Below are 22,035 nucleotides of genomic sequence, written 5' to 3'. Positions count from 1 at the left end.
GGGGTTAAATGCCGGCTTTGCCCAATCCATGACTGCGCGCGAACCTGCGACTCGCGACACTAGGGGCGGACCATCCGCTCGAAGGTCACCAGGAGCCCGTCGACCCCGCCGGGACCGATGCGCCCCTTGACCTCGGCCGAGGTGATGGCCTTCAGCCGCCAGCCCTGGGCGGCGTGCTCGTTGAGGACGTGCTCCAGCTTGTCGCCGGACATCTTGCCGCCGATCATCTTCTCCCGGAGCTCCAGCACCTTGTACTCGTACCGTTCCATCACCCCATGGTCGCGCGCCGCGGCGGTCCGGCCCAGCGCCGGGCCACCCGGACAATCGGCTCGCCGCGTCGGTGGGAAAGCTGGTCTGATCCCTCCGTGCGCATCACCGCAGAGACGACCGCCAGCGCGCCGCGCTTCTCCGCCCGGCACTCGGGCGGCCTGAGGTGGGGCTCTGGTCCGGCCTGCCGCCGGCGCAGGCCCGGGCGCAGCAGCGCGGGGTCGCCGACGGCGGCTACCCGTTCACCTGCGCCGTCCTGGACGACATGACGTTCTTCGCCGACGGTGAGGCTCTCGCCGAAGGCGACGTCGAGGACATGCTCCGCGGGATGGCGCCGGCGCTGCGCCGCTTCGGCGTCGACCTCCGCGTCCAGACGGTGTCCGACGACGACGACGGCTACGTCGTCGACATCAGCGGCCGGCGGTGCCCGGTCCTGGACGCCGACGACCGGCACCGCCGGTCGGCCTGGCTGCTGGCCACCGTGCGTCCGCTGGCCGTGGTCGACGACCTTCTCGTCGGGGCGGGCGCACCGGTCCGGGTCCACACGCTCCACGCGGGTGGCAACGAGGGCCTGGCGTTGCTGCTCGACCCGGCGGTCGTGGAGGTCGTGCGTGCCAGCGGCCTGGTCGCCGACCGCGACCTGCCCGAGCCGGTCCGGCCGCACCGCCGGAGGTGACCGCACACCGACCGATGCCGGTAGTGGACGGCCGTCGCTACCCTGGCGCGAGCCGGTGCTACGGGGGGAGGCCGGGTTCCCTTCACGGCGTGGAGCGTCGACATGTCCTACCTGCAGCAGCCCGGTGGTTGGCAACCCCCGTCGTCCGCTCCCGGGTACCCGGGGGCGGCCTCACCCGCGGACGCAATCCGCCCGCACACCAACCTGCTGGCGACGGCGAGCCTGGTCGTCTCGCTGTGCGGCCTGTTCGTGTGCGGCTTCCCGGCCCTGATCGGCGCGATCATGGGACACGCCGCCCGTAGACAGATCCGGGAGCGCGTCGAGGCCGGCACCTCCCTGGTGAACGCTCCGGCGGAGGTCCCGCCCGAGAGCCGTGACGCGATGATGCGGATCCTTCTCCCCCGCCTCAGGAAGCGGAACGGCGTGGCCCTGGCCGCCATCATCGTCGGCTGGACCGGGTTCGTGCTCTGGCTCGCCTTCTGGATCCCCGTCGCGGTCGGGTTCTTCCAGGCCGCGGCCGAAAGCTAGAGCCCCGGACGCCGGGCGGGATCAGGTCAACGGGGCCAGGCGCGGCGTGGCGACGGCGCCCGCGCGGACGTCGACCGTCGTGGTGGACGGGCCACGGACGCCGCGCGGCAGCGTGACGTCGACCCGCCAGGTTCCCGGCGCCAGGTCCACGAAGCCGAACCAGCCCGAGCCGTCGGTGACCCGTCCGTCGACCGTCCGCCCGGAACGGGTGTGGGTGAGCGTGACGGGCACCTGGTCCAGTGGTGTGCCGTCGGTCAGGACGAGCGTTCCCGCGACGTGGCCGGAGGTGGGCCGTTCCTTCCACGGCATGGCCGGGACGGTCGCCGGGCCGGCGAACAGGGGGCTCTGCCCGGTCGGGTCGTTCGTCGTCAGCCCCGCGATCAGGCGGTCGCGGTCGGCTCTCGCCAGTGCCGGGTCGCGCATCGAGGCCGCGCTCGGGGCCGCGTAGGCGTATCCGCTCCAGCCGACGACGGTGTTGCCCGCGGGCGAGCGGGTGAGCGCCCTGCGTGACTGGGCCAGGCTCTGCTCGACCGTGTTCAGGTACAGCCCCGGCCCGACCGCGGTGTGCCGGCGGCCGGCGCTGTCGGCCAGCGCCTGGTTCCACTCCTGGAACATGCGCGCCTGGTCGGGACTGCCCTCGCGCTTGTAGTTCATCCCGATCGTCAGGTCCATGATCCCTTCGGCCAGCCACCCCCGCCAGTCCTGGTAGACCTCGGCGTAGGTGCGCGTGTTCGTCCACCCGCCGACGGCCTGCGGGCCGCGGCCGTAGACGATCGCGCTGTGCGACAGCCGCAGGCGCGGCTTGATCGAGGCCATCGTCAGGTAGACCTTGCGGACGTAGTTCGTCACCTGTGCCCGTCTCCACGCACTGAACGCCGGGTCGTCCGGAGCCGGCGGTTCCGCGCGGCCGGTCGCCGCGCGGAACCGGGCGAGGGAGACCTCGGAGTACCCCCAGTCACTGTGCGTCGAGCTGGAGTTGTTGTCCGGGTAACGGATGTAGTCGAGATGGATGCCGTCGATGTCGTAGGCCCGGACGATGCTCGCGATGCCGGCCACGTAGTAGTCGACCGCGGCCGGGTTGGCCGGGTCGAGGCTGCGCATCGTGGCCCCGCCGACCTCCGCGCCGTCGACCCGCTTGTTGAGCCACCGGTCGGCGCCGGTCGCCGTCGACCCGTGCGTGTGGAGGATGTGGTCGGGCTGCGGTGGCGGGGCCGTGGTGTTCCACACCGGGGTCGTGTTGACCCAGGCGTGCAGCTCGATACCGGCCGCGTGTGCCTTGCGGATCACATACTCCAGCGGGTCGTAGGGCGGCGGGGCGACCGGTGCGTGCGTGCGGGGGAAGGTCGACCTGTTGCAGTAGCAGTCGGCCCAGCGTCCCGCCTGGACGATCAGCGCGTTGACGTTGGCCGCGCGCGCGTCGGCGACCAGCGTGTCGACCTCGGCCGGGGTGTAGATCCCGGGATGGAAGGAGTCGACCCAGAAGCTGCGCCACTGCCCGGTGGAAGCGCCGTCGGCCGAGGGCCCGTCGACGACCGGTGCAGGGGGGACCGGCGCCACCGACCCGGTCGTGACCAGCATGACCGCCGCGACAGCGACCCCCGCCGTGAAACGCCGCATCGGACGCAGTCTACGTCGGTGGCGTCACGACGCACCCGGTCACGGTGTCATCAGGGGCGCGAGCAGTGCGCGGGTCCGCTCGTCGAGGAGAGGGCCGATCCTCGCCAGCTCCTCCCGCGCCCCTTCCGGATACGGCCCCTCCAGGGCCGCCTGCCACCAGCCGTACGCCAACTGTCCATCGTGGACTCCGAAGGCGTCGACACTGTGGAGCACGCCGAGGTCGACCGCGAGCCGCTGCTGCACGTAGCCGTCGTCGTCGTTGCGGAAGAAGCGGACCTCCGCGTAGTCGTAGATGACCCCGTCGACCTCGTGCTCGAAATGGTCCCGCGCCACGTGCAGCGCGAGCAGCCGCTCCCAGGCGTGCTTGTACTTCCGGGCGTCCCCGCCGAGCAGCGCCGCCCGCGGGTCCCGGTCCGGCGGCAGGTCCAGGATCGTGTGGACGTCGCCCGCCCTGGCGGCGGCGACGAAACGCGTCAGCGCCCTGTCGTTCCAGTTCCACGGCCGCTTCGCCATGCCGGGATGGTAGCCAACGATCGTCCGCGCGCGCCCGCGCGTCTAGCATGGGCGCGGCCCCCTGCCAGCGCCGCGAGGTTCGGAGACAGCTCTGATGTCCATCCAGCACACCGTCGTCTTCCGGCTCGTCCACGAGCCGGGATCGGCCGCCGAGACCGCGTTCGTCGAGAACGGGCGGACGGTGCTGACCTCCATCCCCGGCGTCACCGACTTCGCCGTCAACCGGCAGGTCAGCCCCAAGAGCGACCTGACGTGGCAGTTCTCGATGGTCTTCGCCGACCAGGCGGCCTACGACGCGTACAACGCGCATCCGGCGCACGTCGGGTTCGTCGAGACCCGGTGGAAGCCCGAGGTCGCCGCCTTCCAGGAGTACGACTTCGTCGCCGCCTGACGCGGCCCGGCCCGGCCGCCGGAACTACCGGACGTCGAATCCGACCGTGGGTCCCAGGCCCGGACGGTCGACCGCGACGACCTTCCCGCCGGTGGCGATCACCAGGGTGTCGTCGGTGCTGACCATCCCCGCGACATGGGTCACCTGAACGCGGATGCGTTCGCGACCACGGGCGAGGTCCCACACGCTGACCCACCCGTCGTAGTGGGCGCTGACGACGACCGCCCTCCGGTCCAGCGTGGCCGACATCAACAGGCTGATGCCCTCGTCGCCGCCCAGCAACGGCCCCACCCGCGACCCGGTGGCCAGATCCAGCGTGACCATGGTCGTGGCGTTGGTCTGGGTGCTGACCACGACCGCGCGACCCCGCCGCGTCGTGCACACCGCGCGGTTCCCTCCGTACAGTCCGGAACCGCGTAGGAGGGGGCCTCTCGGTCGCGCCGTGGCGAGGTCCCAGGCCTGCAGGTTCTCGTACTCCCTGTTGGTGACCACGACCGGGCGGTTGTCGACCATCGAGCAGGAGAGCAGCTCGCCGCCGTCGAGGGCGTCGAGCCCGGGGATGACGACCGGTCGGCCGCTGGCCAGGTCCCGCACCTGCACGCCACGCAGGTCGCCCCTGCCCAGGTCGTCGGCGAACGCGTTGTGGCGGCGCGGCCCCGAGACGACCAGCACCGGCCGCCCGTTGAAGGACGTGCACACCATGTTGCCGCCGTCGCACTCCACGCCGTCCCAGAGGACCTTCCCGGCGTCCAGGTCCCAGGCCTGCAGGAGGCCGTCTCCGGTGACCACGGCGGTGTGCCCGTTCCGCAGCGTCCCGCAGGCCATCGCCGTCGCACCCTGGGTTGTGACGATCGGCCGGCCGAACGTTCCGCCCGCGTCCAGGTCGATCGCCTGGACCCCGTCTCTACGGGTGAGGGCGAGGACCAACCGGCGCCCGTTCAGGCTGGCGCACGCCATCGCACCGTGCAGGTCGAGGTCCGCTCCGATCAGACGGGCCGTCGCCCGAGCGCGCCCGCGGAACCAGCCCATACCTCCGCTCCCCCCGGCGTCGTGAGCGAACGGTATCAGCTGGCCGTCGCCGGACAGGCGACCGACCGCTCGTCCTCAGGACAGCTCGACGACGGTGTCGTCCGGGCTGAGGAGGCGGCCGTCGGCCGCGCGGATCTCCAGTCGGGCCAACGGTTGCCGGTCGCGGCGGTCGACGACCCGGTAGTGGGGTTCGTCGGGGGCGAACGCGAACTCGTCGCTCCACTGGCGTAGCGCCACCAGCACGGGGAACAGCCCGCGGCCCTTCGCGGTGAGTACGTACTCGCGGTAGGCGCTGCCGTCGGTCGCCGGCACCGTCTCCAGGATCCCCTGCTCCACGAGGTTGTTCAGCCGCGCGGTGAGGATGTTCTTCGCCACCCCCAGGCTCTTCTGGAACTGCCCGAAGCGCCGCAGCCCCTCGAACGCGTCGCGCACGATCAGCAGCGACCAGCCGTCGCCGATCGCGTCGAGCGGGCGGGCCACCGGGCAGTCCGCGTTCTGATGACTGGTTCGTCGCACCACCCGTTGATGGTTGCATCTTGAAACCCGATCTGCAAAGCTGCTCTGGTTGCATCTTAAAACCAGATTGGTCGGACGTGGAGCGCACCCGGACGATGGGCCTGCTCGCCGTGGCGGGCGGGCTGGCGGTGGCCTCGGTCTACTACGCCCCGCCGCTGCTCGACGTCATGGCGGCCGACCTCGGGATGGCCCGCGCGACCGTCGGCACCGTCGTCACCGCCACCCAGGTCGGGTACGGCGTCGGGCTCGCGCTCGTCGTCCCGTTGGGTGATCTCCTCGACCGGCGCCGACTCGTCGTCGGGCAGGTCGCGCTGTCGTCGGCCGCGCTGGCCGCGGTCGCCGTGGCGCCGTCGGGTCGGTGGCTGCTCGGCGCACTGGCGGCGGTCGGCGTGCTGGCCGTGGTCACCCAGGTTCTGGTGGCGCACGCCGCGGGACTCGCCGACACGGCCGACCGCGGCGGCGCCGTCGCGACGGTGACCGGCGGGATCGTCGTCGGCATCCTGCTGGCCCGGGTGGTCGCCGGCACGGTCGCCGACGTGGCCGGCTGGCGCGCCGTCTACGCCGTCGCGGCCGTGCTGGCACTCGTCATGGCCGCCGTGCTGCACCGGGCGCTGCCCCGGCGGGAGCAGCGGCGGGTGCGGTTGTCGTACCCGGACCTGCTCAAGTCGACGGCGCGGCTGCTCGTCGAGGTCCCGGTGCTGCGGAAGCGGGCGGTCCTGGCGCTGCTCACGTTCGCCGCGATGACGGTGCTGTTGACGCCGATGGCGTTGCCGCTGACCGCGTCCGGGCTGTCGACCACGGAGATCGGGCTGTTCGGGCTGGCCGGCGCGGCGGGCGCGCTCGGCGCCGTGCGGGCCGGCCGGGGGCGGCCGCACCACGTCACGACGACCGGGTTGGCGGTGATGCTCGTCGCGTGGCTGCCGGCGGCCCTGCTCCCGTTTTCGTTGTGGGGCCTCGTGATCGGCGTCGTCGTGTTCGACTTCGGGCTGCAGTCGGTGCACGTGGCCGGCCAGACCCTGGTCCAACAGGCGCACGACGCGGCGCCGAGCCGGCTCACGGCCGTCTACATGATCTTCTATTCGATCGGGTCGGCCGCCGGCGCGGCGGCCTCGACCGCGATGTACGCCGCCGCCGGTTGGACCGGCGTGTGCGCGCTGGGCGCGGGGATCAGCCTCGTCGCCCTGGTGTTCCCCCTCCTCGGAAGGAAACGGCATGACCCGCTACCGCACGGCCGGCGACCTCTTCTACCGCGAGGCCGGTGACCCGGCGAACCCGACCCTCCTGCTGCTGCACGGGTTCCCCGCCTCGTCGTTCATGTTCCGCGACCTGATTCCGAAGCTGTGCAACGACTTCCACCTCGTCGCGCCGGACTACCCCGGCTTCGGACACAGCGCCGCACCCGACGGGTTCACCTGGACCTTCGACCACCTCGCCGACGCGGTCGAGGCGTTCACCGACGCCCTCGGCCTGGACCGGTACGGCCTGTACATGCAGGACTTCGGCGGCCCGGTCGGGTTCCGGCTGGCACTGCGGCGGCCGGAGCGGGTGTCGTTCCTCGTGGTGCAGAACGCCAACGCCTACGAGGAGGGACTGCCGGACGCGTTCTGGGCACCGGTCCGCGCGATGTGGGCCGACCCGACGCAACGCGCCGCGATCGCCGCCCACGCCACCTCCGACGACACGCTGCGGTGGAACTACCTGCACGGAACCGCGGACCCCGAGCGCATCAGCCCGGACAGCTGGGTGCTGCAGCGCGCGCTGCTCGACCGTCCCGGCGTCATGCCCGCGATGGCCGACCTCCTGTACGACTACCGCACCAACCCGCCGCTGTACCCGCGCTGGCAGGACTACCTGCGCCGCCACCAGCCGCCGACGCTGGTCGTATGGGGCCGCAACGACGCCATCTTCCCGGCGGCGGGTGCCCATCCGTTCGCCCGCGACCTGCCGTCGGTCGACCTGAACATCCTGGAGACGGGCCACTTCGCACTGGAGGACCACGCGGACGTGATCGCCGCGCACATCATCCGGTTTGCGGGCGCCCGTGAGTGAAGCCGGTCGCGGCGGCCTACGCCGTCGTCCAGAGGGTGGTGGCGCGGGCGTCGGGTGCGGCCCAGTCGCGGTGGTAGAACCAGACCAGCCCGTCGCCGGCCTCGGCGAGGTGGAAGGCCAGGACCTCGCCGATCGTGGCCGCGAGGTGGTTGGAGTCGGCCAGGCCCATCTCCAGGAACACGATCGACCGCACCTCACGCAGATGCGCCACCACCCGCCGCGCCCCGGGGCCGTCGGCGGGTGGCAGCTCCTCCTCCAGCAGCGCCGTGCGGTACGCGGCGGCCTCCTCGCCGTGGACCGCGTCGAGCTGGATCGGGCGGCCGCCGGGCCTCCAGTGGACCTCGACGGTGTCGCCGGCCCGGTCGATGCGCAGATGCGGCCACATCGCCTCCACGGCCGCCTCCTCGCCCTCGGGCAGGTCGAGCACCTCGGCGAGCGTCATCAGGTCGGCGTCCCGCAGCTCACGGAGCATCGCCGCGGGGTCGGGCCGCACGTCGGCGTCGCGGCAGTACACGGTGATCCGGGCGGGCACCGGACCACCCTAGCCGCGGGTCCACGCCTGGTGAGGTGGCTACTCGTCGCAGACGCGGTCGGGTGCGGACCGGGGACGCACGAGGTAGTCGTCCATCGCGGCACGCGCGCACGGCGAGGAGTAGTACGAGGTGTGGCCGTCGCCGGTGCGGGTCAGCAGGTCGCTGCCGTGGATCTGGGCGGCGAGCTGGTGCGTCCAGCGGTACGGGTCCTGCGGGTCGTGGACGGCGTGCACCAGCAGCGCCGGCACCCCGCGCACGTCCAGGGCCCGCGGCGGGTTCGTCGCCGTGACCGGCCAGCCGATGCAGCCGGTGAGCCGCCAGGTGTCCGAGGCGCCCTGCAGGTGCGGGGCGAGCTGCCGACCCAGCCGCAGGCGCTGCTGCATCCCGGCCCAGGTCTCCACCTGGGGCACGTAGTCGGTGCAGGCGTTGGCCGAGATGGCGCCGAGACCGTCCTGCGGCACGCCCGCCGGGAAGAGCATGAACGCCGAGGCGTCGCCGGCCAGGGCGGCGGCGAGCGCCTGCGACAGCGCGGGCCAGCTCACGCCCGGCGCGATCGGGACCGGGTCCTTCGTCGCCAGCAGGCCCTTGGTGCCCATCCGGATGTCCTCGCCCGTGACCGGCCGCAGCGCCCCCGCGACCGGGATCGGAGCGGCTTCCGCGCGGGCGACCAGCGCGTCGAACTCCGCGGCGACGTCGCGGCCGCGCAGCGCGCACGCCGGTGCCGTGCCGCACCAGCGGGTGAACCGGTCGAACGCGTTCTCCACCGACATGATCTCGTCGGTCACCTGCGCGGTCTCGGACTGGCTGTGGTCCAGCGCGGCGTCGATCACCAGGGCGCGGGTACGGCGGGGGAACTCGGCGGCGTAGTTGGCCGCCAGTTGGGCGCCGTAGGAGATGGCGAGCCAGCTGACCGTGTCGACGCCGAGGGCCACGCGCAACGCCTCGTGGTCGCGGGCGACGGTCCTGGTGTCGATGTTGCGCAGCAGCGCGCCGGTCTCCCGCAGACAGCTGCGGCCGTAGTCGCGGTTGTGCTGGACCATCCGCCGGAACTGCTCCTCGGACCGGGGGAACAGCGTCGACCCCGGCGTGAAGAAGTCGACCGCGCAGCGCACCTGCACGCTGGTGCCCATCCCGCGCGGGTCCATGGCGACGAGGTCGAACCGCGCCCGCAGCGTGGGCGAGAAGAACTCCTCCGCGGCGACGACGTTGCGGGCGGCGCCGGCACCCGGTCCGCCGGGGTTGTAGAACAGCGTTCCGACGCGCGCCGCCGGGTTGTCGGCCGGGCGGCGCGCGACGGAGACCGGCACCCGCTGTCCCTTCGGGTCCGACCAGTCCAACGGCACCAGCAACGTTCCACAGTGGACGGTCGGCGCCGCGGGACAGGGCTTCCAGTCGACGGTGTACGCCGACGTACCACCGGACGCGGGAACGGGTCCCGCGCCCAGGCCGGCCGCCAGCAGCACCCCGGCGGCCAGTCGGATGATCGTTCGGTACCGCATGTCGACGCTCCCACCTCGGAATCCGGCTGATCGCTACGACGTCGACCATCCCAACGGCGGCCGGGGCCGGTAAGCCGGCTGTCCCGTCGAACCGGGGGGCGGGTTTCTGGTGGATCGCGACCTCAGCCGCCTGACGTCGGTTTCGTACGTCGGAATCCGGGCGGTCATTCCGGTGGGCCGACCCTACGCTGGGCGCCATGTCCGAACACCGGCTCGCGATCGACTACGGCACGTCGAACACGGTCGCGGTCATGCGGCGTCCGGACTCGTCGGTGCGCCCGCTGCTGCCCCCGGCCACCGGTGGCGAAATCTACGCGGCCCTCAGCCGGTAGGAATGCCACTGGACGCGGCGGGGCGCGGCCGGTAGTTTGCAGCTGGCCGTGACGCCGTCCGAGGAGGTGAGACCCGTGAACGCTGAACGAAACCGGGTACTCCCCCTCCCGTCACGGGTGGGCGACTGACGTAGGTGTCGCCGGGAGCGCCGAGACACTCCCGAGAGGCACCACCACATGTTCGACGTGATCATTGCCGGCTGCGGACCGACCGGCGCGATGCTGGCCGCCGAGCTGCGGCTGCACGACGTGCGGGTTCTCGTCCTGGAGAAGGACACCGGGCCGACGTCGTCCACCCGCATCGTCGGGCTGCACGTCCGCACCCTCGAGCTGCTGGCGATGCGCGGCCTGCTCGACCGCGTGCGCCCCCACGGGCGGCAGCGACCGGCCGGCGGCTTCTTCGCCGCCATCGACCGGCCCGCGCCCCCCGACCTCGACACCGCGCACGCGTACCTGCTGGGCATCCCGCACCCGGTCATCGTCGGCCTGCTCGAAGAGCACGCGACGCAACTGGGCGCGCGGGTCCGGCGCGGTGACGCGGTGACCGGCCTCGGCCAGGACGACGACGGCGTGACCGTCGAGCTCGCCGACGGGAACCGGCTGCGGACCCGTTACCTGGTGGGCTGCGACGGCGCGCGCAGCACGGTCCGCAAGCTCCTCGGCGTCGGGTTCCCCGGCGAGCCCGCACGGGCCGAGACGCTGATGGGCGAGATGGAGGTCGGTGTGCCGCCCGAGGAGATCGGCGCCACGGTCCGCGATCCCCGTCAGCGGTTCTGGCTGCGGCCCTTCGGCAACGGGGTCTACAGCGTCCTCGTCCCCGCGGCGGATGTGAGCGACCGCGCCGAGCCGCCCACCCTCGAGGACTTCCGGCGGCAGCTGCGCGCCGTCGCCGGGACCGACTTCGGCGTGCACTCCCCCCGCTGGCTGTCCCGCTTCGGCGACGCGACCCGGCTCGCCGAGACCTACCGGGTCGGGCGGGTGCTGCTCGCCGGCGACGCGGCGCACATCCATCCGCCCCTCGGCGGACAGGGTCTCAACCTGGGCGTCCAGGACGCGGTCAACCTCGGCTGGAAGCTGGCCGCGCGGGTGCGCGGCCGGGCACCGGAGACGCTGCTCGACACCTACGGGGCCGAACGTCGTCCCGTCGCCGCGGACGTGCTCGACAACACCCGCGCCCAGATGGTGCTGACGTCGGAGGAGCCGGGCGCGCGGGCGCTGCGCAGGCTGGTCACCGAGCTCATGGACCTCGACGGGGTCAACCGCCACCTCATCGAGAAGATCGTCGGGATCGCCGTCCGCTACGACCTCGGTGACGGCACCGACCTCGTCGGCCGCCGCCTCCGCGACGTCGAGGTCGGGCGGGGCCGACTCTACGACCTGCTGCACCGCGGCCGCGGCCTGGTGCTGGACCGCACCGGACGGCTGACCGTCGGCGGCTGGTCCGACCGGGTCGACCTCCGCGCCGATCCCACCGTGGCGCTCGACGCCCCGGCCGTCCTGCTACGCCCCGACGGTCACGTCGCGTGGGTCGGCGACGACCAGCGCGACCTCGACGACCGCCTCGCGCGCTGGTTCGGCCCGCCGGTCACGTCTCCCGGGTGAGCACGGTCGCATGAGCCTCGACATCGCGGTGTGGGTTCCGGACGCCGACGCCTACGCCGGACGCGCCGTCGTCCCGGACCCGCCGGGCACGGTCACCGGGGTGGGCGCCGAGAGCTTCCGCTACCTGCTGTGGGGTTCCGACACCGCCCGGCGGCTCGGCGCGACGTTGCTGCCGCGGCTCGCGGACGTCACGGTCGTCAACCGCGGGCACCTGCAGGTCCCGCCCGACGACCTCGACGCCTTCGACCGCGAATGCGTCCTGCTGGCGGACAACGTCGGGCGGCTGTCGGCCGCGACCGGGTACGACACGCGGCGCGTCCTCGGCTACCTGTCGACCATGCGGCACGCCGTGGAACGGGCCCGGACGCTGGGCGGCGGCGTCGTCATCTGGTAGCGGCCCGATCGTCCGCTCCCCATGATCGGTGTGTTGTAGTCTCCTCTCACCTTCCCGTGCGGCTCCCCCGTTCGCTCATGTCGGCGTTCAGGAGAGGACCCACACATATGAGGCACCACAGCCCCCGCCCGCGACGGGCGGCAGTCGTCAGGGCCGTGACGGTGACCGTCGCCGCCGTGGCGGGCGCGTTGCCGGTACCCACCGACGCCGCGTGGGCCGTGCCGGACCCCGGAACCCGCGGCCGTACGGAGATCCAGGTGCCGGTCGACGGTGCCCGGACGATGTTCGAGTTCCACCGCGGGTACACCGGGGCCGACAAGCAGGTCCGCCAACTCAACTCGCACGCGGTCGGCTGGCTCAACGGCAACTGCACCGGAGCCATGGTGTCCCCGCACCTGTTCATGACGGCGGCGCACTGCGGCGGACCCGGATGGTCGGGCTCGGTCCGGTTCCTGAGCCTCGACGAGGACGCGGCCCGCCCCGGTCCGGCCGCGCAGCAGTGGGGTCCGGCGTACCACGCCCGCGTCCTGCCGTGGCAGAGCTTCGGCACGGCGACCGGCGGCGGCGACACCGTGCTGTGGCAGGTGTCGAACGGCCCCGACGGGGTCGCGCCCGGCGTGCGGCACGGCATGGTCGAACTCAGCGAGACCGAGGTCGCGGTCGGCGACGAGGCGTACAGCCTCTGGGGCAACCCGGTCGAGCGGTACGACGGCCAGCGTCTGGACTGGACGATCCTGCACTCCGCCGGCAGGGCGACCGCGCGGCAGGTGGTCGACTGGCGCGGACCCACCACCGACTACAGCATCTACGGCGCGCCCGGCGGGTCGGGAAGCCCGATCTTCGGCGGTGCGAAGCACGGCCACCGGGTCATCGGCGTGACCTCGTGCGGGCCGTCGCCGGAGGGCGGTTCCCGGTGCGCGGCCGACACCACGCACTTCGTCCGCCAGCACGACGCGGAGCGCAACGCCGTGCTCGACGCCATCGAGTACGACTGGCTGCTGACCGAGCCGACGATGCCGTTCCGGCTCGACCAGTTCGACACGGCCCCCAAGCGCGCGCAGTGGGTCCCGTTCCCCAACGGCGGCGGGAGCATCGGCACGGAGTCGGGCACCTGGGCGGCGAAGGCCACCGCCACCACGGCACCGGCCGACTCGTTGTGGCACCGCACGGCCCGCTTCCTGCCCCGCACGACGTACCGGTTCAGCGCGGTCGTCCGCGGCACCACGGCCGGCGCGAGCGGGTTCGTCAAGCTGCGTGGCGACGGCGGGCCCGCGGACCCGTCGGTGACGCTCACCCCGGGCACCGCGTGGGCACGGGTCACCGGCCGGTTCACCACGGGCGACAGCCCGAACCACCGGTTCGTGCTCGGCGCGAACGCGGGCAGCACGGTGTTCTTCCGGGACGTCGCGATCACCCAGGAGAGCGCCGCGTTCACCTTCGACTCGGGCGAGGAGCGCCGGACCTGGGAGACCGCCGGGTCCTCACACCTCACGTCGTGGGGCGTCGCGGACGCGCACGACTTCAGCGGGGTCGTCGCGGGACCGGTGCCCGCCACGACGGGATGGGGGCTGCGCAACCGGTACGTCGCGCTGCGCCCCCACCGCACCTACGAGCTGACGTTCACCGCCCGCCACGTCACCGGCGCTCCCGACCAGGCCGGCACGTTCGCGGTGCAGGATCTCGGCGGCGTCGTGGCCGGCCGGCACAGCTGGGCGTTCACCTCGGCCGGCCAGCGGCTGGACCGGCGCGTGGTGGTGACCACGACCGGGCACGCCGGGCACACCGTCGTCTTCGGCGGTGGCGCGCTGACGTACCTGGTCGACAACCTGCGGATCCGCGAACTGTAGGGCCACCGGCGACGGGCGTACCCATGGACGGCCATGGAATAGCATCGGCCGGATGACGTACCGGTGGAACGTCGTCGTCGGGCTCGGCGCGGCGGGCGCGGCCGTCGTCGTGTGGGCGTCGAACCTGACGCTGCTGCAGCGGCACACCGAGCCCGCCAAACCCTGGCACGACGTCTGGGCGCAGAACAACACCTACTGGGCGCGGGACCTGCGGTGGACGGTGCTCGTCGCTGTCGTGGCCGGGCTGGTGCTGGCGGTCGGTGGTGACCGGTGGCGGTCCCTCGGCGCGGTGCTCGCCGGCTGCGCCCTGGTCGGCGTCGACCTCGTCGCCGACCGGTCCGACCTGGCCGGCCCGCTGGCCGCCGGGCTGCTGTCGGCGGCCGTGTGCGCGGTGCTGCTCGGCGCGTGGCTGGTCACGCGGACGGGGACGCGGCCCCACCCGGTCCCGCTGATCCTCGCGGCGTCGGTCGCGGCCGCGACCGCGCCGATGGCCGCCACGATCGGGTCGTCGGCCGAGGTCGACCCGGTGGCGTTGGCTCCGGCCGCGTTCGTCACCGGGATGCTGCTGGTCGTCACCGCGGCCGCGGGCGGCCTGGCCGCCGCGCCGCGGCGGTCGCCGAACCGGATCATCGTGGCGGGTGCGGCCGCGGTCGTGACGGGCAGTGCGGTCGCGTTGCGCGCCTTCGACACGGAACCGCCGACCGTGGTGTACGTGGCCGCCGGCTGCGCCCTGCTGGCCGGCGTCGGCGCGGTGGTCTGCCCGTGGCGGCCCGGCATGGCGGTCGCGGCGGTCACGATGGTCGTCGGTCAGCTGGTGCTGGTGCTCGCCGTGGCGCTGGCGACCATCAGGTGGCCCCTCGGACCGGCGTTCACCAGGATCGCGGGCAACCCCGCGGTGAACGCGGCCGACACGGACTTCCTCACCGCCCCGGTCGGTGTGCTGTCGGGTCTCGTGCTCGGCGTGCTGCTGGCCGCGATCAGCCGGAGCGGGCGGACGGCCGTCGCACCACCGGGCGCTACACCGGAGCCGGCCCCGGTGTAGCGCCCCGGTCACCGGTGAGTCCGTCCAGGATCGTGGTCAGCGTGCGGTGGAAGGTCTCGTCCGCGTCGAGGTGGGCGCCGTCGACGACGAGGCGGGCGATCGTGGGAAAGCGGCCGGTGTCGAGCATGCGGGTCAGGTAAGGGCCGAGGGCGGCCTGCCAGGCGGACTCGTCGGTGCCGGTCCGGCGGACGGTGCGGCGCTCGGTGACCTCCCGGCGCAACGCTCCGACCACGAAGGCGTCGAGCGCGCCCACGGCCCGCTGGAGGTCGTCGGTGCCGCGCAGTCCCGGTGCCCGGCTCAGCGCGGCCGCGGTCGACTCGCCGACGGCGAGCGCGTGGGGTCCCAGATGGGGTCTTCCGCCGAGCAGGTCGGCGAACCACTCGTGGTCGAGCGCGGCGGCGCGGGTCCGGTGGACGATCGCCAGGACCGTGTCGCGCCACCCGGGGTGTCCGCCGGCCTCCGCGATCCGGGCGTACACGGCGTCGACCATCAGGTCGAGCAGCTCCGACCGGTTGGTCACGTAGTCGTACAGCCGCATCGGGCCGACACCGAGCTCGGTCGCGATCCGGCGGATCGACAGGCCGTCGAGGCCGTGGACGTCGGCGATCCGGATGGCCACGTCGGCGATCTTCGCGCGGCTCAGCACGACCGGCGCCGCCCGGGGCCGCGGTTCGGGCCGTTCCCAGACGGGCAGCGGGGCGCTACCGTACGGCGTATCCATGAGGTACATCGTACGGTAAGGAGGCGACGGTGCGCATCGCGATCGCCGGTGGTGGTCTCGGCGGCCTGACGCTGGCCCTGATACTCAGAAAGCACGGCATGGACCCCGTCGCGTACGAGCGCGAGGCCGACCGGTCCGCGCGGTCGCAGGGCGGGTCGCTCGACCTGCACCCGGAGTCCGGGCAGCGGGCCCTGGCCGAGGCGGGCCTCGCCGACCGGTTCCGGTCCACGGCGCGGCCCGAGGGCGAGGAGCACCGCGTCCTGGACCCGGCCGGACGCACCCTCGTCCACCACCGGCCACCGCCCGGCTCGTTCGACGGTCGTCCCGAGATCGACCGCCGCCTCCTGCGTGACCTGCTGCTCGACTCCCTCCCCGACGGCACGGTCGCGTGGGGGCACCGGCTCGTCGCGGTGACGCCGCGACCCGCCGGCGGCTTCCGGCTCGCGTTCGACGGCGGCGGCCACGCCGACTGCGACGTCCTCGTCGGCGCCGACGGCGCCCGCTCGGTCGTCCGGTCGCTGCTGACTGACGCGCCGCTGTTCCCGGTCGCCACCCTGGCCGAGCTGACGATCAGCGACGCCGACCGGCGGCACCCGGAGCTCGCCGAGCTGGTCGGCCCCGGCAACCTCTGGTGCGTCGGCGCGGGCCGGATCCTCGCGGCGCAGCGCCTCGGCGACGGCAGCATCCGGGTCGGCGTCACCCTGCCCGCCGATGCGCCGGCCGACGCGCCCGCCGACGGGCGCCGCGTGGACACCAAGCGCGCTCTGCTGGACGTCTTCGACGGCTGGAACCCCGGCCTCACCGCGCTGATCGAGGCCGGCGACGGCCCGCCGACGCCGCGCACCATCGAGGCGATGCCCACCGGGACCCGCTGGACCCACCGGCCCGGTGTCACCCTTCTCGGTGACGCCGCGCACCTCATGCCGCCGGTCGGCGAGGGTGCCAACCAGGCCATGCTCGACGCCGCCGAACTCGGAGAGGAAATCGCGAGGAACCCGGACGATCCCGACGCCGCCATCCGGGCCTACGAGGAGGCGATGTTCGCCCGGATCCTCCCGATCGCGGAGATGTCGGCGCGGGTCCAGTCGATGATGCTGTCCCCCACCGCGGCCGACGACCTCGTCCGTTTCTTCGCTCCGCGACCCGCGTGACCGCCGGTGTGTCCCCCGACACGAGTTCGCCACCGGGCCCTCGTCCCGCGTTTTCCTCACGTAACCTGGAACGCTGCCCCGGGCGGCTGAGTGTCGTACGCCTGGCCGAAGTTGACCGTGAGGTAGAGATGGTGCGCGCCCGGTGACCGTAACGCTTGACCTGCAACCGATCCCGCTTCCCGCGACCGTCGACCGGCCGGCGGTGTTCCGGTCTCCGACCGCGCCGGTCCGCCGCACCCTCCTCGACATCCTCGACGCGACGGTGCGTGACCACCCGACGGCCCACGCGATCGACTCCGACGGCACCACGCTGACCTACCGCGAGCTGGCCGACGAGGTCGAGGCCCTACGGGCGACGCTGGCCGGGCACGGCGTCGGCGTCGGTGACCGGGTCGGCGTCCGCGTCTCCTCCGGCACCGCCGAGCTGTACCTGGCGATCCTCGGGGTGCTGGCCGCGGGCGCGGCGTACGTCCCGGTGGACGCCGACGACCCCGGGGAGCGGGCGGACCTGGTCTTCGGCGAGGCCGACGCCTGCGCGGTCATCGGCGACGGGCTGAGCGTGACACCGCGGCGCACCCCGGGCGGCCGGCCCGGACGCCCGGGACCCGACGACGACGCCTGGATCATCTTCACGTCCGGGTCCACCGGGACCCCGAAGGGCGTGGCGGTCACCCACGGCGCCGCGGCCGCGTTCGTCGACGCCGAGGCGCAGCTCTTCCTCGCGGACAACACCGCCGACGACGTGCCGCTCGGCCCGGACGACCGGGTGCTCGCCGGCCTGTCGGTGGCCTTCGACGCGTCCTGCGAGGAGATGTGGCTCGCCTGGCGGCACGGCGCCTGCCTGGTGCCGGCCGCGCGCTCGCTCGTGCGCAGCGGCGTCGACCTGGGTCCGTGGCTGACCGGTCAGGGCATCACGGTCGTGTCGACCGTGCCGACCCTCGCCGCGCTGTGGCCGGTCGAGGCGCTCGACGACGTCCGCCTGCTGATCTTCGGCGGCGAGGCCTGCCCGCCCGAGCTCGCCGAGCGGCTGGCCGTCGACGGGCGCGAGGTCTGGAACACCTACGGCCCCACGGAGGCGACGGTCGTCGCCTGCGCCGCCCGGATGACCGGCCGGGGACCGGTGCGCATCGGGCTGCCGCTGGCCGGCTGGGAGCTCGCCGTGGTCGACGCGGCCGGCGACCCGGTCGCGATGGGCGGCACCGGCGAGCTGGTCATCGGCGGGGTCGGCCTGGCCCGCTACCTCGACGCCGCGAAGGACGCCGAGAAGTTCGCGCCGCTACCCGCACTCGGCTGGGAGCGCGCGTACCGCAGCGGTGACGTCGTACGCGCGGAACCGGAAGGGCTGCTGTTCCTGGGCCGCGGCGACGAGCAGGTGAAGCTCGGCGGCCGGCGCATCGAGCTGGGCGAGGTCGACGCCGCGCTGCAGGCGCTGCCCGGCATCGCCGGCGCGGCCGCCGCCGTGAAGCGGACCGCCGCGGGCAACCAGCTCCTGGTCGGCTACGTCGTGCCGCGTGACGGGTTCGACGCCACCGCGGCGGCGCGGCGCATCCGCGAGCAGCTGCCGGCCGCGCTGGTGCCGCTGCTGGCCGAGGTCGACGACCTGCCCACGCGCACGTCCGGGAAGGTCGACCGGGCGGCCCTGCCCTGGCCGCTGGCCACGACAGGCACCGACACCGACCTGACCGCCACCGAGGGGTGGCTCGCCGCCGCCTGGGAACAGATCCTCGGCGTGCGCCCGGCCGCCGCCGACGCCGACTTCTTCAGCAGCGGCGGCAGCAGCCTCGGCGCGGCGCAGCTGGTGGCGCTGATCCGGCGCAGGCACCCGCAGGTGTCGGTGACCGACGTCTACCAGAACCCGCGGCTGTCGCAGCTCGCCGACGTGCTCGATGGGCTCGACACGACGACGCGGGTGCGCCGCGAGGTCCGGCCCACCCCGCGACGGGCCGGGTTCGTCCAGGGCGCGCTGATGCTGCCGATGCTCGCGCTCGTCGGGCTGCGCTGGCTCACCGTCCTCGCGGCGCTGGGGAACCTCGTGGTTCCGTGGGCGCCGCGGGTCTCCTGGTGGTGGATCGCCGCGGGCTGGGTGCTGCTGTTCAGCCCGCCGGGGCGGATCGCGGTCGCGGCGGCGGGCGCGCGGCTGCTGCTGCGCGGCGTTCGGCCGGGTGACCATCCCCGGGGCGGCGGCGTCCATCTGCGGCTGTGGGCGGCCGAGCGGCTCGCCGAGCTCAGCGGCGCGACCGGCGTCGCCGGAGCGGGCTGGATGATCACGTACGCGCGGGCCCTCGGCGCGCAGATCGGGCCGGACGTGGACCTGCACTCCGCGCCGCCGGTCACGGGGCTGTTGAAGATGGGACGCGGTGCGGCCGTCGAACCGGAGGTCGACCTGTCCGGTCACTGGGTCGACGGCGACGTCGTCCGGATCGGCAAGGTGCGCGTCGGAGCGGGCAGCCGGGTCGGGTCCCGCAGCACGCTCATGCCCGGCACCCGGATCGGCAAGGGCGCGGCGATCGCCGCCGGGTCGACGGTCACCGGTGCGGTGCCGTCGAACCAGCGGTGGGCCGGTTCACCGGCCGCGCCCGCCGGCAAGGAGACGACCGACTGGCCGGCCGAGCGTCCCACCGGGCGGGCCCGCACCTGGGTGGCCGGCTACAGCCTGACCGCCCAGCTCCTCGGTGTGGTGCCGGTGGTGGCGGCGCTTCCGGCGCTCGCGCTGCTGGCCCGGCCGACCGTCGGCGCGGCGCTGCTCATGGTGCCGGCGGCGGCGCTCGCGTACTTCGTCACCTACGCTGTGCTCGTGCTGGTGTCGGTGCGACTGCTCGGCATCGGCGTCCGCGAGGGCTTCCACCCCGTGCGGGGACGGGTGGCGTGGCAGGTGTGGACGACCGAGCGGCTCATGGGCATGGCCCGGACCGCGCTGTTCCCGATGTACGCCAGCCTGTTCACGCCCGTCTGGCTGCGGCTGCTCGGCGCGAAGGTCGGCCGCAACGTCGAGGCGTCCACCGTGCTCGCGCTGCCGGCGATGACGACCGTCGACGACGGTGCCTTCCTCGCCGACGACACGATGGTCGCCACGTACGAGCTGAGCCGCGGGTGGCTGCGGGTCGCCCCGGTGCGGATCGGCAAGCAGGCGTTCCTCGGCAACTCGGGCATGGCGGCCCCCGGCCGCCGGGTGCCCAAGCGGAGCCTCGTGGGCGTGCTCTCGTCGGCGCCCCGCAAGGCGAAGAAGGGCTCCTCGTGGCTCGGCGCCCCACCGATGGCGCTGCGCCGCACCGTCGAGGCGACCGACAGCAGCCGCACCTACGACCCGCCGCTGCGGCTCAAGCTGGCCCGCTCGGCGATCGAGCTGTGCCGGATCGTCCCGGTGATGCTCGCCGGCGCGCTGGCGGTGCTCGTCCTCGCCGCGCTCGCACACATCTGGCAGAGCGCCGGCGCGTGGGTGGCCGCGCTCTGCGCCGGTCCCCTCGTGCTTGTCGCGGCGATCTGCGCCGCGACCACCGCGACCGCCGCGAAATGGCTGCTGGTCGGCCGGTTCCGGGCCGTCGACCGGGCGCTGTGGACGTCGTTCGTGTGGCGCAACGAGCTCGCCGACTCGTTCGTGGAGGTGCTCGCGGCGCCGTGGCTGTTCCGGTTCGCCACCGGCACGCCGCTACTGAGCCTGTGGCTGCGCACGCTCGGCGCCCGGATCGGCCGCGGCGCGTGGCTGGAGACGCTGTGGCTGCCGGAGTACGACCTGGTGCGGCTCGGGCCGGGCGCCACGGTGAACCGGGGCTGTGTCGTGCAGACCCACCTGTTCCATGATCGGATCATGAGCATGGACGCGGTGACGCTCGGCGCGGGTGCCACGATGGGCCCGCACGGGATCGTGCTCCCCGGCGCGAGCATCGGCGCCGGCACGACCGTCGGGCCGGGCTCGCTGGTCACCCGCGGCGACGCCGTGCCGCGCGACAGCCGCTGGCTCGGCAACCCGATCGCGAACTGGCAATGACCCCGGGGGTCGGTCCGCTCGGTGCCACACCCGGCGCCGACCACTCGACCGACCCGTACCTGCCCGCGCACGGCAACGGCGGGTACCGCGTGCTCCACTACGACCTCGACCTCGACTACCGGGTCACGACGAACCGCCTTGCCGGCAAGGCGGTCGTCACGGCGCGGGCCGTCCAGTCGCTGTCGCGGTTCAGCCTCGACCTGGGCACCTTCCGGGTCCAGGGTGTGCGGGTCGACGGCCGGTCGGCGAAGTTCACCCACCGGGCCGGCAAGCTCCGGATCAAGCCCGAGCGGCCGGTCGCGTACGGGACCACGTTCACGATCGACGTCCGGTACGCGGGCACGCCCGTGCCCGTCTCTGGCCGGTGGGGTGACATCGGCTGGGACGAGCTGACCGACGGGGCGCTGGTGGCCAGCCAGCCGAACGGCGCCCCGTCCTGGTTCCCCTGCGACGACCGTCCCGGTGCGAAGGCCACGTTCCTGGTCACGCTGACCGCCCCGGCGCCGTACACGGTGGTGGTCACCGGCGACCTCGTCGCCCAGCGGCGCGGCTCGGGGACCCGCACCTGGGTGTACGAACGCAACGAGCCGACCGCCCCGTACCTCATGAGTGTCCAGATCGGACGGTACGACCTGGTCGACCTGGGTGCGAACCAGCGGGCGGCGGTGCCGCACCGGCTGCGCGCGGTCTTCGCCCACGACTTCGGCCGGCAGGGCCAGATGATGACCGTGCTGGAACGGCTTCTCGGGCCGTACCCGTTCCGCGAGTACGTCGTCGTGGTCACCGACGACGACCTCGACGACCCGATCGAGGCGCAGGGCATGGCCGTCTTCGGTCGCAACCACCTCGACGGGCGGCGCACCCACGAGCGGCTGGCCGCCCACGAGCTGGCCCACCAGTGGTTCGGCAACAGCCTGACCGTCGCCGACTGGCGGCAGATCTGGCTCAACGAGGGCTTCGCCACCTACGCGGAGTGGCTGTGGTCGGCCGAGTCCGGAGGCCCGTCGGCGGACGTCCACGCCGCCCGCTGGCACGCCCACCTGGCGACGCTGCCGCGGCGGGTCGTGATCGCGGACCCGGGCGTAGACCGGATGTTCGACCCGACGGTCTACAAGCGCGGCGCGCTGACGCTGCACGCCCTGCGCACGAAGGTCGGCGACGCGACGTTCTTCGCGCTGCTGCGCTCGTGGGTCGCCGAACACCGCCACGGCACGGTGACGACCGACGACTTCCGCGAGCACGCCCGCCGCTTCGCCCCGGTCGACGGCCTGCTCACCGCGTGGCTCGACCGTCCGGAGCTGCCGGCACTGCCGGTCTTCGGGCTCTGACCCGGTGCCGGCCGG

At 73.7% G+C, this 22,035-nt stretch carries 21 protein-coding genes; 13 read left to right on the top strand and 8 right to left on the bottom strand.

Annotated elements, in window-relative coordinates; all coding sequences use genetic code 11:
* Nucleotides 1–59: 59 nt before the first annotated feature.
* Nucleotides 60–269 carry a DUF4177 domain-containing protein gene (locus Voc01_RS35560; protein ID WP_203932044.1) on the bottom strand — a complete coding sequence of 70 codons (210 nt, stop codon included), beginning with the start codon at nt 267–269 and terminating at the stop codon, nt 60–62.
* 164 nt (nt 270–433) lie between these two features.
* Here Voc01_RS35560 and Voc01_RS35555 point away from each other — a divergent pair, with 164 nt between their 5' ends.
* The gene (locus tag Voc01_RS35555) at nt 434–943 is read left to right on the top strand and encodes a hypothetical protein (protein ID WP_203932043.1); all 510 of its coding nucleotides are present in this window, start codon (nt 434–436) and stop codon (nt 941–943) included.
* A 102-nt stretch (nt 944–1,045) separates the two neighbouring features.
* On the top strand, nt 1,046–1,471 hold the full coding sequence (locus tag Voc01_RS35550; protein ID WP_203932042.1) for a DUF4190 domain-containing protein: 426 nt from the start codon (nt 1,046–1,048) through the stop codon (nt 1,469–1,471).
* Between the two features lie 21 nt (nt 1,472–1,492).
* Here Voc01_RS35550 and Voc01_RS35545 read toward each other — a convergent pair whose 3' ends face one another.
* Both Voc01_RS35545 and Voc01_RS35540 read right to left on the bottom strand, forming a co-directional pair.
* Complete coding sequence (locus tag Voc01_RS35545) at nt 1,493–3,088, bottom strand: family 10 glycosylhydrolase (protein WP_203932041.1); 1,596 nt, start codon at nt 3,086–3,088, stop codon at nt 1,493–1,495.
* A 39-nt stretch (nt 3,089–3,127) separates the two neighbouring features.
* Entirely contained in the window at nt 3,128–3,601 is a 474-nt protein-coding gene (locus tag Voc01_RS35540; protein WP_203932040.1) for a hypothetical protein, read from the bottom strand.
* 94 nt (nt 3,602–3,695) lie between these two features.
* Here Voc01_RS35540 and Voc01_RS35535 point away from each other — a divergent pair, with 94 nt between their 5' ends.
* The gene (locus Voc01_RS35535) at nt 3,696–3,992 is read left to right on the top strand and encodes a Dabb family protein (protein ID WP_203932039.1); all 297 of its coding nucleotides are present in this window, start codon (nt 3,696–3,698) and stop codon (nt 3,990–3,992) included.
* 24 nt (nt 3,993–4,016) lie between these two features.
* Here Voc01_RS35535 and Voc01_RS35530 read toward each other — a convergent pair whose 3' ends face one another.
* On the bottom strand, nt 4,017–5,021 hold the full coding sequence (locus tag Voc01_RS35530) for a WD40 repeat domain-containing protein (protein WP_203932038.1): 1,005 nt from the start codon (nt 5,019–5,021) through the stop codon (nt 4,017–4,019).
* Nucleotides 5,022–5,096: 75 nt separating this feature from the next.
* On the bottom strand, nt 5,097–5,540 hold the full coding sequence (locus tag Voc01_RS35525) for a winged helix-turn-helix transcriptional regulator (RefSeq protein WP_203932037.1): 444 nt from the start codon (nt 5,538–5,540) through the stop codon (nt 5,097–5,099).
* Between the two features lie 74 nt (nt 5,541–5,614).
* On the opposite strand from Voc01_RS35525, the gene Voc01_RS35520 reads away from it, so the two are divergent.
* Nucleotides 5,615–6,799 carry an MFS transporter gene (locus Voc01_RS35520; protein ID WP_203932036.1) on the top strand — a complete coding sequence of 395 codons (1,185 nt, stop codon included), beginning with the start codon at nt 5,615–5,617 and terminating at the stop codon, nt 6,797–6,799.
* Nucleotides 6,750–7,586, top strand: a complete 837-nt coding sequence (locus tag Voc01_RS35515) for an alpha/beta fold hydrolase (protein WP_203932035.1) — start codon at nt 6,750–6,752, stop codon at nt 7,584–7,586. The genes Voc01_RS35520 and Voc01_RS35515 overlap by 50 nt, the downstream gene beginning before the upstream one ends.
* A 16-nt stretch (nt 7,587–7,602) precedes the next feature.
* On the opposite strand, the gene Voc01_RS35510 is transcribed toward Voc01_RS35515, so the two are convergent.
* Nucleotides 7,603–8,118, bottom strand: a complete 516-nt coding sequence (locus Voc01_RS35510; RefSeq protein WP_203932034.1) for a hypothetical protein — start codon at nt 8,116–8,118, stop codon at nt 7,603–7,605.
* Nucleotides 8,119–8,157: 39 nt separating this feature from the next.
* Entirely contained in the window at nt 8,158–9,618 is a 1,461-nt protein-coding gene (locus Voc01_RS35505; protein WP_203932033.1) for an alpha/beta hydrolase, read from the bottom strand.
* A 197-nt stretch (nt 9,619–9,815) separates the two neighbouring features.
* Here Voc01_RS35505 and Voc01_RS54235 point away from each other — a divergent pair, with 197 nt between their 5' ends.
* The 5 genes from Voc01_RS54235 to Voc01_RS35485 all read left to right on the top strand — a co-directional run bounded on the left by Voc01_RS54235 (nt 9,816) and on the right by Voc01_RS35485 (nt 14,835).
* On the top strand, nt 9,816–9,950 hold the full coding sequence (locus Voc01_RS54235) for a hypothetical protein (RefSeq protein ID WP_275423782.1): 135 nt from the start codon (nt 9,816–9,818) through the stop codon (nt 9,948–9,950).
* A 177-nt stretch (nt 9,951–10,127) separates the two neighbouring features.
* Nucleotides 10,128–11,552 carry an FAD-dependent monooxygenase gene (locus Voc01_RS35500; RefSeq protein WP_203932032.1) on the top strand — a complete coding sequence of 475 codons (1,425 nt, stop codon included), beginning with the start codon at nt 10,128–10,130 and terminating at the stop codon, nt 11,550–11,552.
* 10 nt (nt 11,553–11,562) lie between these two features.
* The gene (locus tag Voc01_RS35495; protein WP_239160705.1) at nt 11,563–11,946 is read left to right on the top strand and encodes a hypothetical protein; all 384 of its coding nucleotides are present in this window, start codon (nt 11,563–11,565) and stop codon (nt 11,944–11,946) included.
* A 155-nt stretch (nt 11,947–12,101) separates the two neighbouring features.
* Nucleotides 12,102–13,793, top strand: coding sequence for a trypsin-like serine peptidase (locus tag Voc01_RS35490; protein ID WP_203932031.1), 1,692 nt, complete (start codon nt 12,102–12,104; stop codon nt 13,791–13,793).
* Nucleotides 13,794–13,845: 52 nt separating this feature from the next.
* On the top strand, nt 13,846–14,835 hold the full coding sequence (locus Voc01_RS35485) for a hypothetical protein (RefSeq protein WP_203932030.1): 990 nt from the start codon (nt 13,846–13,848) through the stop codon (nt 14,833–14,835).
* Here Voc01_RS35485 and Voc01_RS35480 read toward each other — a convergent pair.
* Complete coding sequence (locus Voc01_RS35480) at nt 14,810–15,556, bottom strand: TetR/AcrR family transcriptional regulator (RefSeq protein ID WP_239160704.1); 747 nt, start codon at nt 15,554–15,556, stop codon at nt 14,810–14,812. The genes Voc01_RS35485 and Voc01_RS35480 overlap by 26 nt on opposite strands.
* A 29-nt stretch (nt 15,557–15,585) precedes the next feature.
* On the opposite strand from Voc01_RS35480, the gene Voc01_RS35475 reads away from it, so the two are divergent.
* The 3 genes from Voc01_RS35475 to Voc01_RS35465 all read left to right on the top strand — a co-directional run bounded on the left by Voc01_RS35475 (nt 15,586) and on the right by Voc01_RS35465 (nt 22,020).
* Nucleotides 15,586–16,707, top strand: coding sequence for an FAD-dependent oxidoreductase (locus Voc01_RS35475; RefSeq protein ID WP_203932028.1), 1,122 nt, complete (start codon nt 15,586–15,588; stop codon nt 16,705–16,707).
* A 142-nt stretch (nt 16,708–16,849) separates the two neighbouring features.
* Nucleotides 16,850–20,692, top strand: a complete 3,843-nt coding sequence (locus Voc01_RS35470; protein ID WP_203932027.1) for a Pls/PosA family non-ribosomal peptide synthetase — start codon at nt 16,850–16,852, stop codon at nt 20,690–20,692.
* Nucleotides 20,689–22,020, top strand: coding sequence for a M1 family metallopeptidase (locus Voc01_RS35465; RefSeq protein WP_203932026.1), 1,332 nt, complete (start codon nt 20,689–20,691; stop codon nt 22,018–22,020). The genes Voc01_RS35470 and Voc01_RS35465 overlap by 4 nt, the downstream gene beginning before the upstream one ends.
* Nucleotides 22,021–22,035: the final 15 nt, after the last annotated feature.

It is taken from the genome of Virgisporangium ochraceum, assembly GCF_016863655.1.
GTDB lineage: Bacteria > Actinomycetota > Actinomycetes > Mycobacteriales > Micromonosporaceae > Virgisporangium > Virgisporangium ochraceum.
Note: the sequence above shows the minus strand (reverse complement) of the source record. Positions and strands in the feature narration are given on the sequence as shown.

Coding starts and splice junctions, on each gene's coding strand:
- Voc01_RS35550 (WP_203932042.1), top strand. CDS start 1,046: ATGTCCTACCTGCAGCAGCCCGGTGGTTGGCAACCCCCGTCGTCCGCT.
- Voc01_RS35465 (WP_203932026.1), top strand. CDS start 20,689: ATGACCCCGGGGGTCGGTCCGCTCGGTGCCACACCCGGCGCCGACCAC.
- Voc01_RS35535 (WP_203932039.1), top strand. CDS start 3,696: ATGTCCATCCAGCACACCGTCGTCTTCCGGCTCGTCCACGAGCCGGGA.
- Voc01_RS35545 (WP_203932041.1), bottom strand. CDS start 3,088: ATGCGGCGTTTCACGGCGGGGGTCGCTGTCGCGGCGGTCATGCTGGTC.
- Voc01_RS35515 (WP_203932035.1), top strand. CDS start 6,750: ATGACCCGCTACCGCACGGCCGGCGACCTCTTCTACCGCGAGGCCGGT.
- Voc01_RS35495 (WP_239160705.1), top strand. CDS start 11,563: ATGAGCCTCGACATCGCGGTGTGGGTTCCGGACGCCGACGCCTACGCC.
- Voc01_RS35500 (WP_203932032.1), top strand. CDS start 10,128: ATGTTCGACGTGATCATTGCCGGCTGCGGACCGACCGGCGCGATGCTG.
- Voc01_RS35480 (WP_239160704.1), bottom strand. CDS start 15,556: ATGGATACGCCGTACGGTAGCGCCCCGCTGCCCGTCTGGGAACGGCCC.
- Voc01_RS35540 (WP_203932040.1), bottom strand. CDS start 3,601: ATGGCGAAGCGGCCGTGGAACTGGAACGACAGGGCGCTGACGCGTTTC.
- Voc01_RS35560 (WP_203932044.1), bottom strand. CDS start 269: ATGGAACGGTACGAGTACAAGGTGCTGGAGCTCCGGGAGAAGATGATC.
- Voc01_RS54235 (WP_275423782.1), top strand. CDS start 9,816: ATGTCCGAACACCGGCTCGCGATCGACTACGGCACGTCGAACACGGTC.
- Voc01_RS35485 (WP_203932030.1), top strand. CDS start 13,846: ATGACGTACCGGTGGAACGTCGTCGTCGGGCTCGGCGCGGCGGGCGCG.
- Voc01_RS35505 (WP_203932033.1), bottom strand. CDS start 9,618: ATGCGGTACCGAACGATCATCCGACTGGCCGCCGGGGTGCTGCTGGCG.
- Voc01_RS35530 (WP_203932038.1), bottom strand. CDS start 5,021: ATGGGCTGGTTCCGCGGGCGCGCTCGGGCGACGGCCCGTCTGATCGGA.